Origin of the sequence: Bradyrhizobium sp. HKCCYLRH2047 (assembly GCF_051168175.1) — a bacterium.
Lineage (GTDB): Bacteria > Pseudomonadota > Alphaproteobacteria > Rhizobiales > Xanthobacteraceae > Bradyrhizobium.
Genome location: NZ_JBNPUM010000005.1, coordinates 78,534 through 92,441 on the forward strand (window position 1 = coordinate 78,534; position 13,908 = coordinate 92,441).

12 protein-coding genes are annotated in these 13,908 nt (G+C 67.2%); 5 read left to right on the forward strand and 7 right to left on the reverse strand.

What is annotated here, in order from left to right:
- Window positions 1–5: 5 nt before the first annotated feature.
- Together ACQR1D_RS13550 and ACQR1D_RS13555 are read right to left on the reverse strand one after the other, a co-directional pair.
- Complete coding sequence (locus ACQR1D_RS13550) at window positions 6–860, reverse strand: NAD(P)-dependent oxidoreductase (RefSeq protein WP_315800029.1); 855 nt, start codon at window positions 858–860, stop codon at window positions 6–8.
- A 164-nt stretch (window positions 861–1,024) separates the two neighbouring features.
- Window positions 1,025–2,905 (reverse strand): autotransporter domain-containing protein, encoded by a 1,881-nt coding sequence (locus ACQR1D_RS13555; protein WP_434839530.1) that lies wholly within the window; start codon window positions 2,903–2,905, stop codon window positions 1,025–1,027.
- 278 nt (window positions 2,906–3,183) lie between these two features.
- Here ACQR1D_RS13555 and ACQR1D_RS13560 point away from each other — a divergent pair, with 278 nt between their 5' ends.
- Complete coding sequence (locus ACQR1D_RS13560) at window positions 3,184–3,558, forward strand: VOC family protein (RefSeq protein ID WP_315800031.1); 375 nt, start codon at window positions 3,184–3,186, stop codon at window positions 3,556–3,558.
- Between the two features lie 41 nt (window positions 3,559–3,599).
- Here ACQR1D_RS13560 and ACQR1D_RS13565 read toward each other — a convergent pair whose 3' ends face one another.
- The 3 genes from ACQR1D_RS13565 to glmS all read right to left on the reverse strand — a co-directional run bounded on the left by ACQR1D_RS13565 (window position 3,600) and on the right by glmS (window position 7,260).
- Window positions 3,600–4,397 (reverse strand): DUF502 domain-containing protein, encoded by a 798-nt coding sequence (locus ACQR1D_RS13565; protein WP_315712018.1) that lies wholly within the window; start codon window positions 4,395–4,397, stop codon window positions 3,600–3,602.
- Between the two features lie 195 nt (window positions 4,398–4,592).
- A complete protein-coding gene (locus ACQR1D_RS13570) occupies window positions 4,593–5,207 on the reverse strand; it encodes a LysE family translocator (RefSeq protein WP_315800032.1) in 615 nt (204 codons plus the stop codon).
- A 226-nt stretch (window positions 5,208–5,433) separates the two neighbouring features.
- On the reverse strand, window positions 5,434–7,260 hold the full coding sequence (gene glmS, locus ACQR1D_RS13575; RefSeq protein WP_316236517.1) for a glutamine--fructose-6-phosphate transaminase (isomerizing): 1,827 nt from the start codon (window positions 7,258–7,260) through the stop codon (window positions 5,434–5,436).
- A 239-nt stretch (window positions 7,261–7,499) separates the two neighbouring features.
- Between glmS and ACQR1D_RS13580 the strand changes: the two genes are divergently transcribed.
- Window positions 7,500–7,730: a hypothetical protein gene (locus tag ACQR1D_RS13580; RefSeq protein ID WP_315800034.1), complete on the forward strand. Its 231-nt coding sequence runs from the start codon at window positions 7,500–7,502 to the stop codon at window positions 7,728–7,730.
- A gap of 226 nt (window positions 7,731–7,956) precedes the next feature.
- On the opposite strand, the gene glmU is transcribed toward ACQR1D_RS13580, so the two are convergent.
- A complete protein-coding gene (gene glmU, locus ACQR1D_RS13585; protein WP_315800036.1) occupies window positions 7,957–9,303 on the reverse strand; it encodes a bifunctional UDP-N-acetylglucosamine diphosphorylase/glucosamine-1-phosphate N-acetyltransferase GlmU in 1,347 nt (448 codons plus the stop codon).
- Between the two features lie 135 nt (window positions 9,304–9,438).
- Between glmU and ACQR1D_RS13590 the strand changes: the two genes are divergently transcribed.
- Together ACQR1D_RS13590 and ACQR1D_RS13595 are read left to right on the forward strand one after the other, a co-directional pair.
- Complete coding sequence (locus tag ACQR1D_RS13590; protein ID WP_434839529.1) at window positions 9,439–10,773, forward strand: hypothetical protein; 1,335 nt, start codon at window positions 9,439–9,441, stop codon at window positions 10,771–10,773.
- A 108-nt stretch (window positions 10,774–10,881) separates the two neighbouring features.
- The gene (locus ACQR1D_RS13595) at window positions 10,882–11,262 is read left to right on the forward strand and encodes a hypothetical protein (RefSeq protein ID WP_315800038.1); all 381 of its coding nucleotides are present in this window, start codon (window positions 10,882–10,884) and stop codon (window positions 11,260–11,262) included.
- On the opposite strand, the gene ACQR1D_RS13600 is transcribed toward ACQR1D_RS13595, so the two are convergent.
- Window positions 11,222–12,802: a beta-(1-6) glucans synthase gene (locus ACQR1D_RS13600; RefSeq protein ID WP_434839569.1), complete on the reverse strand. Its 1,581-nt coding sequence runs from the start codon at window positions 12,800–12,802 to the stop codon at window positions 11,222–11,224. The two genes, ACQR1D_RS13595 and ACQR1D_RS13600, sit on opposite strands and share 41 nt — an antisense overlap.
- Window positions 12,803–13,179: 377 nt before the next feature.
- On the opposite strand from ACQR1D_RS13600, the gene ACQR1D_RS13605 reads away from it, so the two are divergent.
- Window positions 13,180–13,761, forward strand: a complete 582-nt coding sequence (locus tag ACQR1D_RS13605; RefSeq protein WP_315800039.1) for a beta-1-3, beta-1-6-glucan biosynthesis protein — start codon at window positions 13,180–13,182, stop codon at window positions 13,759–13,761.
- Window positions 13,762–13,908: the final 147 nt, after the last annotated feature.

The window sequence follows — 13,908 nt, forward strand, 5'->3', positions numbered from 1 at the left end:
GATGCCTACGTCCTCGCCTTGCAGTTTTCCGCGAACGCCACCAGTTGCGCGGCTTCGATGCCCTGCCCCTGCACGTCCGCGGCAACATGCTCGAACAGCCGGGCCAACCCTTCGTAGATCAGCGCCGCCGGATGATCCTCTCCCAGGAAGCCCGCGATCTCGCGCATTTCGGCAACCCAGCGATAGGCCTTCGGCAGCATGTCCGGCAGCGCATTGCCGAGCCGCGCCTGCACGTGCGGCTGGCTCAGAGCCAGCTCATCGCGCAGCGCGTCCGCTGCGCCGGCGCGGGTGGCGGCCAGCACCATCGCGGCGCCGAGCCCGGTCAGCCCCTTGTTGATGCCGGCATAGGACATCTTCAGCGCCGAAGCCGCGCCGATGGGTCCTTCGATCCGTCGCAGATCGAGCCCGAGTTGGCCCAGCACGGAGACATCGGCGGACGCCTCGCCGCTCACATAGAAGGCCGGTCCCTTCGTGCCGGGCTTCGGCGGCAGGCCGATGATGGCGGCATCCACCAGGCGCGCGCCCGACGACAGCACGATGTCCTCGATCGTCCGGATGGTCTCGACGTTGACGGCATTGCAGTCGACGATGATGGGCTTCCTCGAATTCCGGTTGATGACCGTCGCGAGCTGCTCCGCCAGCGCCACGGCCTCGCCCGGCGGCACGATCGACAGGATGATGTCCGCATTGGCGATCTCGGCATCGCTGGCGCCGATCATGCCGGATGCGGCCGCTCTCGCCCGCGTCGCCGCGCTGCGCCCCTCGAGCGACGTCAGGACGTTGCAGCCGTGCTCCACGAGACGGGCAGCGATCGCGCCGCCCATTGCGCCCGGTGCGATGACGGCAATGCTGGGGGGCATGAGGACGGCTCCGGTTCCAACGATGGTCTCGAAGACTATGCGCACCCCGTGACAAAATTGAAGGCACGAAAACGAAGGGCAGCCCTTCCGGGCTGCCCTCGCCTTGGCCGCAACTTCAACGCTCCCCTCAGAGCCCCCGAGAACGCTGGCCGCCGCGGCAGACCTCAGAACGCGATCTTCAATCCTCCGCTGCCGAAGAAATCGTCGCCACCCGTGCGTCCGATGGTGCGCGACACGGTCGCCGTCAGCGCCACATTGCTCCAGAACGGCGCCACGACGCCGGCGCTCACCCGGCCGTAGACGTCGTGCGAGGTGCCGTTCGGAACGGTCCAGTTGTTGACGATGACAGGCGCCGACGTCGCGCTGTACTGAATCAGGCGGCCGTTGCCGATGATGTCGTCATCGAGCGTCAGGTTCAGGTACGGATTGATGACGTTGCCCTGCACCTGGAACGGGGTGCGCAGCTGCACGCCGACGCTGCCGATCAGGGTCTCGGCGGTCTGCGAGCCGACCGCGAGCGTGAGCGCAGGATCGCCGGTCTCGGTGAAGCCGTCGACACGGGCGCGGGCATAGGTCAGCCCGCCGATCGGGCCGAGCTTTGCCGTGCCGGCATCGAACAGGTAACCGGCCTTGCCGGCCGCGACGAAGGTCGTGCCGCCGGGATTGGAGGTGATGGTGTCGACGACGCCCGGCCGCGTGTTGCGATAGTCCTGATGGCCGATCGTCGCGAGCGCTTCCGCAAACAGGTTGCTGCTGGCCCAGGCGCCGTAGAGGCCGAACTGATAGGAGTTGGCATCCGTGGTGCCGGCGCTGTTGAACAGCCTCGCCTTCGGGTTGGAGTAGTCGAAGGCGGTGCCGATGATGGCGTTCGCCGACAGCCGGTACTCGACGCCAATCGTGCCGCCGATGCTGTCGAGATTGAAGCCGTTCGAGGCGGCGCTGCCCTGGCGGTCGCTGACGCCGCCATTGCCCTGCATGTAGAACGACCATGGACTGACCGACGCGAGCGGCGGCGCCTTGGTGTGGGGCGGGCGGCCCATTGCCCCATAGGCGTTCATCGTCGATGGAGCAAAGCCCGCGGTCTCGCGGAACATGTCGAGCTTGCCGAACAGGGTCGAGGCGAAGCCCATCGCCGTGATCGACCCCACCTCGCCTTGCGGCGCGAAGGTCAGCGGCGCGTTGAGGCGGTTGACGATATATTGGCCCAGCACCTCGAAGCCGTGTGACGTCAGGTGCACGCCATCGACATAGAACAGGTATTGGTTCTGCAGCGCAGGATTGCCGATGCAGGCGATCGGACAGGCGCCGACATTGGTGAAGCCATAGCGCGACGGATTGGCCTGGATCAGCGTCCCCACCAGTCCGGTGTCGACATACTCGACACGTACGCCCGAACGCGCGACGCCGGCGAGCGACTGCTGCATCAGGCTGTTGTAGGTCGTGCTGTAGGCCTTGCCGGCTGAAGCATTGGCGTTGCCGACGGCCTCCGGCAAGGTGCTGACATCGCCGGCCGTGAACACGATGCTGCGCGCGCCGTCCCCGACCAGCGCGTTGATGCCGGCCATGGCCTGCTGAGCCGTGACGGCCGCGGCCGTCGGCGCTCCAGCGAGCGAGCCACCGGCGCGGTAGTACGCCCGCGCATCGTTGCCGCCGACCGAGATCTCGACCAGGTCGGTCGAGGAGATCCTGCCGGAGAAGCCCGTCAGTCCGCTCCATTCCTGAAAGAAGCCGGGAATGCCGGGCGCCACCACGTTGGTGTTGCCGGCCATGGCGCCGCCGATCGCGTAGTTGAGCTGGGGAATGCCGAGCAGCGCCGAGGTCGTGTCGACGAAATTGGTGCCGCCGCTGAAGCGGCCGGTGGGATAGAGCGGCAGCTTGCCGGCCCCGCCGGTGAAGGTCCAGAGATTGCCCGTATCGGCGTAGCTGTCGCCAAAGGCCTGAATGCGCGTATAGGTGGTCTGGGCTGCCGCCGGCCCGGTCAGTTGCAGCGACGCTACGGACAGCGCGACCACGCACAACAACGTCGTTCTACTCACAGGCCTCATACGCGCTTCCCCAACGTCATACTTTTGTTTGCCCGATGTTTCCATGGTGACCATTCGAAACACCACCGCCCGCTGGTTGTAGGAACGACGACATCCGTGGCTGTGCCTTCCTCGCATCATCATGCAGTGCAAAGTGCCGCGATGCGCACGTTTGCCCGCTGGGCGGACCGGACCGCCGCCGACCGTGCTCGCGAAGGCTGCTGACAGAATCTGGCAGGGAGCTCGGCTAGTCGTGTGGCTGACGCGCCGCAGCCGGCGCCGCCACCGGAGAACAGACGATGCCCGAGTTCAATTTCCTGATCCTCTACGTCGACAACCCGCCGAGCAGCGCGGCCTTCTATGCGGATCTGCTTGGCCGGCCCGTGATCGAACAATCGCCGACGTTCGCCATGCTGCCGCTGCGCGAGGGCGTCATGCTGGGCCTGTGGTCGCGGCACACGGTCGAGCCGCCAGCGGCCGGCGCAGCAGGCTTCGGCGAGGTCGCGTTCGCGGTCGGCGATGCCGGCGAGGTCCAAAGGCTGCACGACGACTGGAAGGCGCGCGGACTTTCGATCGCGCAGGCGCCGACGCGGATGGATTTCGGAACGACGTTCGTCGCGCTCGATCCGGATGGACATCGCCTGCGCGTGTTCGTTCCGCAGGATGCGGCCTAGCTCCGCAGCGGCTGGCCTTTCGCGCCAGTCGGCCCTTCAGCCTAGTCCGCCTTGGCCGGCTCGGGCTCGCGGTGCGGCGATGGCTGCGCGGGTGCGTTGGCGAGGCGCGCGGCGTTGGCCATGTTGGCCAGCGCCGCGACTTTTTTCTGCTGGTCCGATCCCGGCTGCACCACGCCGCAGGACATGATCAGCGTCGCCGCGTCCTCGGCGCTCATGTCCACCTCGATGATCTTGCTCCGCGGCAGATAGAAGAAAAAGCCGGTGGTGGGGTTCGGCGCGCACGGCAAGAACACCGAGATCTGCTCGTCGTCACCGGGCAGCCGGCTCGAAATCTCCGCGCTCGGCGGCTGCGAGATCAGCACGATCGACCACATGCCGGGCGACGGAAACTCGACCAGGCCGACACGGCGCAGGCTCGAACCCTTGCCCGAGAACAGCGTCTCGAACACCTGCTTGAGGCCGCGATAGATCGCCCGCACCGCCGGGATGCGGCCGAGCAGCCGCTCGCCGAGGTCGACCAGGGTGCGGCCGATCAGGTTGGCCGTCAGGAAGCCGAGCAGCGTCAGTCCGATCACGGCCACGATCAGGCCGGAGCCGGGCACGCCGAACGGCAGATAGGTTTCCGGACGATAGACCAGCGGCACGAACGGCCGGACCAGCCCGTCCACCCAGGTCACGAACCACCAGGTGATGTAGAGCGTGATGGCAACGGGTCCGGCGACGACGAGGCCGGTCAGGAAATAGTTGCGAAACCTGAACATCAGCCCATGGTGGGGCGTCTCGGCCGGAGCATCGGCCAAGGGATCGGTCTCAGGCGGCAGGTCGTCGCGGGAACTCATGCGAACTTCCGGGTCGGATCAAATCTCACCTAGGGGTCTTAGCAGATTTTTGAAGGGCAAAGGCCCTCTTTCCGACACAGGCGCGCTTTGCCGCTGACCTGTGGCCCGGCAGTCGGGCCCCAAGTCAGCGCGCAAGCCGTCGATTTCGATCCCTGCGGCGGCGAGGAGCCACTCAAAAGGGCAAACCCGCCGCGCCTAGGCGCTACGCAGCGGCAGGGCCAGGCCGACCGCCACGAAGATGCCGCCACAGACCTGGTTGAAGCGCCGCCCGACCCGGGCGAGCCACGGACGAACCTGGGCTGCCGCGCTGGCAATGGCGTATTCGGTGACGAACTCCGTCACCGTATAGGTGACGGCCACGACGGCGAACTGCACCGCCAGGCTGCGATCGGGATCGATGAATTGTGGCAGCAGGGCGCTGAAGAACAGCAGGCATTTCGGGTTGGTGGCCGCGGTCAGGAAGCCCTGGCGGAACAGCGCGTGCGGGCGCGCCGCCACGGTCTGGCCGGCCAGATCGACGCCCACCGGCGGCGCGAACCAGAGCTTGATCCCGAGCCAGGCAAGATAGAGTCCGCCGACCCACTTCAGGACCACGAGCCAGGTGATCGACGCTTGCACCAGCGCGCCGATGCCGAACATGCACAGCGCGATGACGAGGATGAAGCCGATCAGGCCGCCCGCGATCGTGAACAATGTCCTGCGACCGCCATGCAGCGCCCCGTGCGTCAAGGCGAGCAGGCCGTTGGGTCCGGGCGTCAGGGAGATTCCGATGCTCGTGAGCAGGAACAGCAGCCAAGTGTCGAGTGCCATCGGAATCCCTGTCAATCAGTTGCGCCACAGCACAGGCAAACTCGGCCGTCGTCCCGGGAGGTGGTTTGGGCCTCGCTGGAGCTGCCAGCCACGAAGTGAGGTGGTTATGGATCCCGGCGTTCGCCGGGATGACAGCGAATGTGCAGAGGCCGCGTCGCAACTCACGCCCAACTGGTTCTCAAGGCGACGCGAGAGCATCGCTTGGACGCGGCAAGCGGCGGCGTATCTACTCCACCGTGACCGACTTCGCCAAGTTGCGCGGCTGGTCGACGTCGGTGCCCATCACCACGGCGGTGTGATAGGCCAGCAGCTGGACCGGGATGGCGTAGACGATCGGCGTGAAGGTCGCGGCCATGTCCGGCATGGTGATCGTGACCAGCGAGTCCACCGTCGCCTCCTCGGCGCCCTTGGCATCGGTCATCAGGATGATGTTGCCACCGCGCGCGGCGACCTCCTGCATGTTCGACACGGTCTTTTCGAACACGCGGTCATACGGCGCGATGACGACGACCGGCATGGTCTCGTCGATCAGCGCGATCGGCCCATGCTTGAGCTCGCCGGCGGCGTAGCCCTCGGCATGGATGTAGGAGATCTCCTTCAGCTTCAGCGCGCCTTCCAGCGCCAGCGGATAGGAGGTGCCGCGGCCGAGATAGAGCACGTCCTTTGACTTGGCGATCTCGCGGGCGAGCTTCTCGATCTGCGGCTCGGTGGTCAGCGCCGCCGCGATCAGACGCGGCACCTCGACCAGGCCGTGGACCAGCTTGGTCTCGTCGGCCTCGGACAGCTCGCCGCGGCCGCGGCCGGCGGCGATGGCGAGCGCCGCCAGCACCATCAACTGGCAGGTGAAGGCCTTGGTCGAGGCGACGCCGATCTCGGGACCGGCCAGCGTCGGCATCACGATCTCGCTCTCGCGCGCGATCGTCGAGGTCGGCACGTTGACGACGGAGAGCGTATGCACGCCCTGCGATTTGGCGTAGCGCAGCGCGGCCAGGGTGTCGGCGGTCTCGCCGGACTGCGAGATGAAGATGGCGAGATCGCCCTCGCGAAGCGGCGCCTCGCGGTAGCGGAACTCGGAGGCGACGTCGAGCTCGACCGGCACCCGCGCGAAGCGCTCGAACCAGTATTTGGCGACGAATCCGGCGTAGCTCGCGGTGCCGCAGGCGGTGATCGAGATGCGCTGGATGTCCTTGAAGTCGAACGGCAGCCGCGCCGGCAGCATCACGCGCTCGGTGCCCATGTCGACGTAGCGCGCCAGGGTGTGGCCGACGACCTCCGGCTGCTCGTGGATCTCCTTGGCCATGAAGTGGCGATAATTGGCCTTGTCGACCAGGAACGACGACGCGCCGGATTTCAGCACCTCGCGCTTCACCACCGCGCCCGAGGCGTCGTGAATGATGCCGGAATCGCGGGTGATCTCGACCCAGTCGCCGTCGTCGAGATAGCTGATCGTGTCGGTGAACGGCGCCAGCGCGATCGCGTCCGAGCCCAGGAACATCTCGCCGTCGCCATAGCCGAGCGCCAGCGGCGAGCCCTTGCGGGCGCCGATCAGGAGATTGCCGTGGCCCTTGAACAGGAAGGCCAGCGCGAAGGCGCCCTTCAACTGCGGCAGCGACGCAGCGACCGCCTGCTGCGGCGTGTGGCCCTTCAGCAGATAGGAATTGACGAGATGGACGACGGTCTCGGTGTCGGTCTCGGATGCGAACCTGGCGCCCTGCTTTTCGAGCTCGGCGCGTAGTTCGCGAAAATTCTCGATGATGCCGTTATGCACCACGGCAACATTGTCAGTTGCGTGCGGATGCGCGTTGCTCTCGGTCGGCTTGCCGTGGGTGGCCCAGCGGGTATGACCGATGCCGGCGTGCCCCTTCAGCGGCTGCTGCTCGAGCCGCTTCTCGAGGTTCTTCAGCTTGCCCTCGGCGCGTCGCCGGTCCAGATGATCGCCCTCGAGCGTGGCGACACCCGCGGAATCGTAGCCGCGATATTCGAGACGTTTCAGGGAATCGACGAGATGCTCGGCAACCGGCCCGCGTCCCAGGATCCCGATGATTCCGCACATCAGCGCTAGTCCCCAAATCGTCGAGAGAGATTCAAAAGCGTGGCATTGTCTTAACGAAAACCGCGCGCTTTCAGGATTCAATAATTATTGCGGATTGCGACAGGGTTAAGTGCAAGACTTCACGCGAGGCTTAACCACGCGGCAGGCTGGCAGCTCCGGTTCGACACGGAGGTCGGTTCGGAGCGGGCTTAACGTGCGGTCAACGCTTTCGCACAAGACTATCGCGTCGGAGATGACCCATGGCCTTTTACCGCCGCCCAACTGATCCAAAGGGAACCAGCTCGCTCAGCCTGTCACATCCGGCGTCCGGGAGCCATCTGGCGCACTGGCCGCCGCCGACGCTGAGTCACGAGCTGAAGCCGATGCCGATCAAGCATCAGAGCAAGAACGAGCCGGTCAAGCACGCCACCCGCCGCGGCTGGCGCCTGACGCGCGCGATGTTCGCCGAGTTCCAGGACGACGAAGAGTGAACAAGCGCGTGGCGCCTGTAGAAAGACCCAAGCGGCGATCGCACCGATCAGGGCCCATATGCCGAGCCCGGTCAGCAACATGATCTCCAAAGGGGGAGTTGTACCAAGCGTGCCGTAAACGACGCGCCCAGAAAACATGGCTAGCCGTACGATCGCAGTCAGAATCGCACCGACGAGATCGAACAGCAGTTGACCGAAATCCAAGCTGCCCTGCCCCGGCTCGCGCCTATTTTTTGTGGCGTTGCTTGGCATTCCGGAATCGCGCCGCGGCGCCTTCGCGCGTCGTCTGCGGACTGCGCTCCAGCGCCAGCGCATCGTCGGGCACGTCGCGCGTGATCACCGAGCCCGAGCCGATATAGGCGCGCGCGCCGATGTTGATCGGCGCCACCAGCGAGGTGTTGGTGCCGATGAAGGCGCCCTCGCCGATGTTCGTCTTGTGCTTGTTGAAGCCGTCATAATTGCAGGTGATGGTGCCGGCGCCGATGTTGGTATTGGCGCCGACATGGGCGTCGCCGATATAGGACAGGTGATTGACCTTCACGCCCGGCTCCAGCACCGCAGCCTTGGCCTCGACGAAATTGCCGATCTTGGCGCCGTCGCCGAGCGACGTTCCGGGCCGCAGCCGCGCGAACGGCCCGAGCAGGCTGTTGCGGCCGAGCTTGGACTGCACGATGTGCGAAAATGAATGCACCACCGCGCCGTCGCCGATCGACACACCGGGGCCGATCACGACGAACGGCTCGATGGTCACGTCCTTGCCGAACGTCGTATCCGCGGCGAGATAGACGGTCTCCGGCGCGATCAGCGTCACGCCCGCATCCATCGCCGCGCGGCGCAGCCGGGTCTGCATCACCGCCTCGGCCTCGGCGAGTTGCGCCTTGGTGTTGATGCCGCGCACCTCGTCCTCGGAGGTTTCGATCACGACCGCATCGAGCCCCTGCTCGCGCGCGATCGCCACCGCATCGACCAGATAGTACTCGCCCTTGCTGTTGGCATTGCCGATCCTGTCGAGGATCCCCAGCGCGCGACGGCCGTCCATCGCCATCACCCCGGCATTGCACAGCGTGATCGCCCGCTCCGCTTCGCTCGCATCGGCCTGCTCGCGGATCGCGACCAGCTTCGATCCGTCGAGCAGCAGGCGTCCATAGCCGGTCGGATCGGCGGCGCGGAAGCCGAGCACGGCGAGTGCCGCGCCTTCGGCGAGCGCCGCCCGCAGCCGCGCGAACGTCTCGGCCGTGATCAGCGGCGTGTCGCCGAACGCGACCAGCAGATCGTCGGCGCCGCGCGCGATCGCCTGCCGCGCCGCCAGCACCGCATGCGCCGTCCCCAGCCGGTCGCGCTGGACGAAGATATCCGCATCCGGGCGCAGGCGCCGGGCTTCCTTCTCGACCGCCTCGTGCCCCGGCCCCACCACCACCGCGACGCGGGCGCCATCCCCATGCGGCGCCGCCGCCAGGACGTGCGCCAGCAGTGATTCGCCGGCGACGGGATGCAACACCTTGGGCACGCTCGTGCGCATCCGGGTGCCCTCGCCTGCCGCAAGCACGATGGTCAGACTGGATCGAGCGGTCATGAAACACCTGGGATGAAGGGAGCGCATAGGTCGCGCTGTCATAATGCGTTTTCTGCGCGGGGCAAACCGCACCGGCTGAAGCCCCTGGTGGTTTTCCTGTTAATGTTCGCTTCGTGATTCGATTAAGGCAGGTTCATGGCTAAGGACTCCCGCAAATCCGCCGGCGCAAATGCAGCTGAGAAGACGGGCACGACTCTGTCTGGACTGTTTGCCGACGAGAACGAGTTCGATCGCCGCGCGCTGTGGCGGCTCGGCTGGTGGGGGGCTGGTGCCGTCGGCGCCGTCGGCCTGGCCGTTTTCACCAATCAGGCCGCACAGGGATGGCGGCAGGACCGTGTTTCTGCGGCCGACCTGTCGCGCCAGGCGCAACTGCTGCAGTCGCTGGCCCGTGAGACCCAGGGCGAGGCGCGCCAGCTCGGCGCGGCCATCGAGACGCTCAACACCGACCGGGACCGGCTGTACGCGCGCGTGACCGTGCTCGAGCAGGGATTGGACTCGGTGACCGGCGCGCTGGCCAAGCAGAGCGCCCAGGCGTCCCCGAATCCCGCCAGCAGGGCCGGGCCCGCGCCGCAGATCGCAGCCGTGGAATCCCTCGCCCCGGCTGCGGTTCCGTCGAGTTCCGTGGCGCCCAGCCCCCTGCCGGCATTCGCGAACGCGTCCCCGTTCATGCCGATTCCCAGCGGAGCGGCCGGACCCAATCCGGCTCAGCCGGTGGCTCCGTCGGCTGCCGCGAGCGCCGACAAGACGAAGCAGGAGCCGGCCTCGGGAGCTTCGTCATCGCCTGTGTCTGCGGCCCCGTCCCCGACACCATCTGCCTCGCCCGCCCCTGCGGTCGCAGCAGCTGGTTCCAAGCCGCTGCCCGCTGGCGCACCGGACCCGGCCGGCAAGCCGGCCGAGACCGACAAGCTCGCAAGAGCTGAACCCGCCGAGGCCGCCGGCGCCAAGGGCAGTGACAGCACCGACGCCGCGGTCACGGCGGTCCAGAAGACCGAATTTGCCGTCGATCTCGGCGCGGCCAACTCGCTCGGCGGCTTGCGGGCGCTGTGGCGGGACCTCGTAAGAACCCATGCCGACCTCGCCTCGCTCAGGCCGATCGTCATTCTCAAGGAAGGCCGAGGCGGTCCGGGCATGCAGCTGCGGCTCGGCGCCGGTCCGTTGAGTGACGCGGCGACGGCGGCGAAGATCTGCGCGGTGCTCGCCGAGAGCCAGCGCGCCTGCGAGACCACCGTCTATGACGGCCAGCGCCTCGCGGTCCGCGAGGAGCCGGAGGCGGCCAAGCCGGGCGCTCCCGCGGCCGCCGCCCCGAAGCCGGTGCAGCGCCGGCGCACCTATCAGCCGCAGGCCCAGCAGCAGCGCCACGGCAAGCGCGAGGAGCCGCCGCCCACGGCAGCCGCGCCGGCGCCGCCGCCGGCCGAGGCGCCCAAGCCCGAGCAGCCGTCGGCGCTGTCGTCGTTCTTCCGCCGCTCCTGAGTCTCAAATCAGCGAGCGGTCAAAGCCGGTTGGGACGGATTGTGAAAGCAGTCCGCGAACCGGCTTTGCGGCTTGTCCGCACGTCCTTTCCGCAGCATAGTCCGGCGCATGAAAAAGACCCCGTTCCGCCTCTCGCCCTATCAGGTGCAATGGCTCCTGATCGTCGGCTTCGTCACCGTCGGCTATGCCCTCTATCTGCGCTATCTGGCGATCGAGCTGTCGAGCGTCGCGCTCGCCTGCGACGCCGGCCTGCAGACGCTGGCCTGCAAGAGCCGGGCGGTGGCGACCCCGCTGTTCAAGAATTCTGTGTTCGGCGCCACCGCGCTGGTGATCGCGGTGCTGCACGTGATGCGGCCGTCGATCGTGCTCTTGACCGGCGGGCTGATCGCCGCCGGCCTCGGCATCGTGCTCTACAACATCGTGCTGTCGGGGCTGGCGATCGGCCTGCTCATCCTCGGCTTTGCGCGGCCCGCGCCCGCCACAGCGTGAACGCCAGCAGCAGATACATCGCGCAGGTCCACATCGCCTGCCAGTTGTCGCGGCCCTCGTTGTAGATCACGTAGACCGAGGAGATCGCCAGCTGTCCGGCGAAGCATGCCTCGGCGATCGGCCGCGGGCCCTGCGTCGGACGGTTGCCGAGCAGCATCGCGAATGGCACCACCGCCATGGTCAGGCTGGCGAACGGAAAATCGCGGTAGCGCGGGTCGAACACGAAGCCGAGCGCCGTCTCGGCCGCGATCAGCACGGTCACGACCAGGACCAGGGCCAGCAGGTAGGTGATCTTCAGCTGCTTGCGGCCGTCATTCGGTCCGAGCAGGTCGAGGAAGGTCGGCAGCGGCCGCCCGGCCATAGCCGCATTGGCGGCCAGGATCGGCGCCAGCACCCCGGCGGCGAGCAGCGCGCCCCATTGCAGCCAGCCGCCGACACCGAGGCTCTCGTAGAACATCTTGTCGGCGGCCATGCCGAACAGCACGCCGGCCGTGGTCGCGGAAATGCCGACGCCGATCCAGGCCGAGATGTGCGGCGGCCAGGGCCGGCGCCGCACCGTCAGCCAGCCGGCGAGGAACACCGCGAAGGACAGGATCATGCCGCCGCCCATCTGCAGCTTCCACAGCGGATAGTTGCTGACGGGCTGGCCCGGCGGATATTTCAGCGTGCGCGTGTCGTCGCTGATCAGGCCCCAATAGCCGCCGACGGTGCCTTCGAGCTTGCGCTTCCAGGGCTGGTCATAGGCCTCGATCAGGTTGACGCGGAAATTCTCGCGCTTGGCGAGCGAGAGGATCTCCGAGACCACGCGGGCCTGGTTGGCGCGCGACGGCAGCGCGCCCTCGCGCATGCGCCCCTCGCTCGGCCAGCCGGTCTCGCCGATCAGGATCTCCTTGCCCGGAAAGGCGACGCCGACCTGCTGGCGGATGGCGTCGACATGGGAGGCGGCGAATTTCGCGCGCACCGGGATGTCCTCCCAATACGGGAGGATATGAACCGTGACGAAGTCGACGATGTCGTAGAGCTCGCGGTTGCGCAGCCAGAACTCCCAGACGTCGGCATAGGTCACAGGAACCGTGACCTGCGCCTTGACGCTGCGGATGGTGGCGGCGAGGTCGGCGGTCGTCATCTCGCCGCGCAGCAGCACCTCGTTGCCGACCACGACCGCCGTGATGACGCCGGGATAGCGCTTGATCAGGTCGACCGCGATGCCGATCTGCTGCTGGTTCTTCAGCTTGTTTGAGCCGAGCCAAATGCCCTGGATCACCTTGATGCCGACCCGGGCGGCGATTCCCGGCACCTGGTCGAGGCCGTTCTCGATCGAATAGGTGCGCACGCATTCGGAGATCTTGGCGAGCTGCACCAGGTCCTGCTCGATCTGCTCGGCGTCGATATGCGTGGTCGGATCGAGCGGGCTCTGCTGGCCGCGGAACGGCGCATAGGATACGCACTGCAGCTTCGAGGCCGGCTCGATCGGCGCGCGCGCGAGCGTGATCGGCTTGGCCAGCCACCACCACGCGGCGGCGATGACACCCAAGGATATGAGCAGAAGCGCCAGCGGCGTAGGGAGGGATTTCAGTTCCGTTCTCCAGGCAGGGTGGTGTCGATTACCCGGTCGGCGGCGATCTGCCAAGTAGGCGATCGGGCCCGACGGCGCACCGGGCGTACCCGCTCCAAATCACCCTTTTACGATGACGCGAGAAAGTTGGTACGTTGCTGGACAAAATCCGAGATTCCGGTCATTGGGAATCCCGGTTGACCCCGGCCGTCGCAACCCAGGTTCTGGACCCCTGCGCAAGCGCCCGTTAGGAACGCTCTGCGACAGTCGGAATCAATCTCCCGCCGCAATCGGGGCTGATTTGATCGGCATCAACACTGCGTCCGTCAGGGGACGGCACGAAGGCAACAATCGGGGAATTTATGGGTCGACGCGTGCTCCACTCCAAGTTTTCGGTTTCGCGCCTGTCGGCGGCTCTGGGCCTCGTGCTCCTCATCGGCGCCCCCGGCGCGCTCGCCCAGAGCGGCAGCGACCATCCCCAGGACCAAAAGCCGCAGGCGGCCAATCCGGCCGACGTGTCGAAGGAGAACCAGCGCAAGGCCGACGAATTCACCGAAGCGTCCCAGGCGCTCTCTGGCGGCCCGGCCGGCAATCCCGAATGCGTCTGGCTCGGCCGCCGCGTCGTCCAGCTGATGTACAATGACGACCTCGATACCGCCTTCCGCCACCTCGATCTCTATGACCGCTTCGGCTGCCCCGGTGGCCACGTCCAGGCCGCCTTCCGCTGCCTGACGCGTTTCATCCCGCAGATCGATCCGAAGGTGCCGAACTCGCTGAACAACCACGTCCATGGCTGCTGGATCAATCCGGATGCCAAGCCGCAGGTGGCTGCGGCGCCTGCGCCGGGCCCGGCCTCGACCCCGGCCGCGCAGGCTTCGCCGGCGCCGGCGCAGCAGCCCGCCCCCCCGGCCTCGCCGGCGCCCGCGCAGCCTCCGGCGAAGTGACCGGCGCCTGACGGCAGGCAGGACGCACGATCCCGCCGACCGGGCGCCATGCGCGGCGTGCGGCATGACAGCGCTCCGATCACGTGGCAGGATACGGCCGTGATACGATCGAGGCCGTCGACGCGCGCCTGAGCCTCGCCCCGGTTC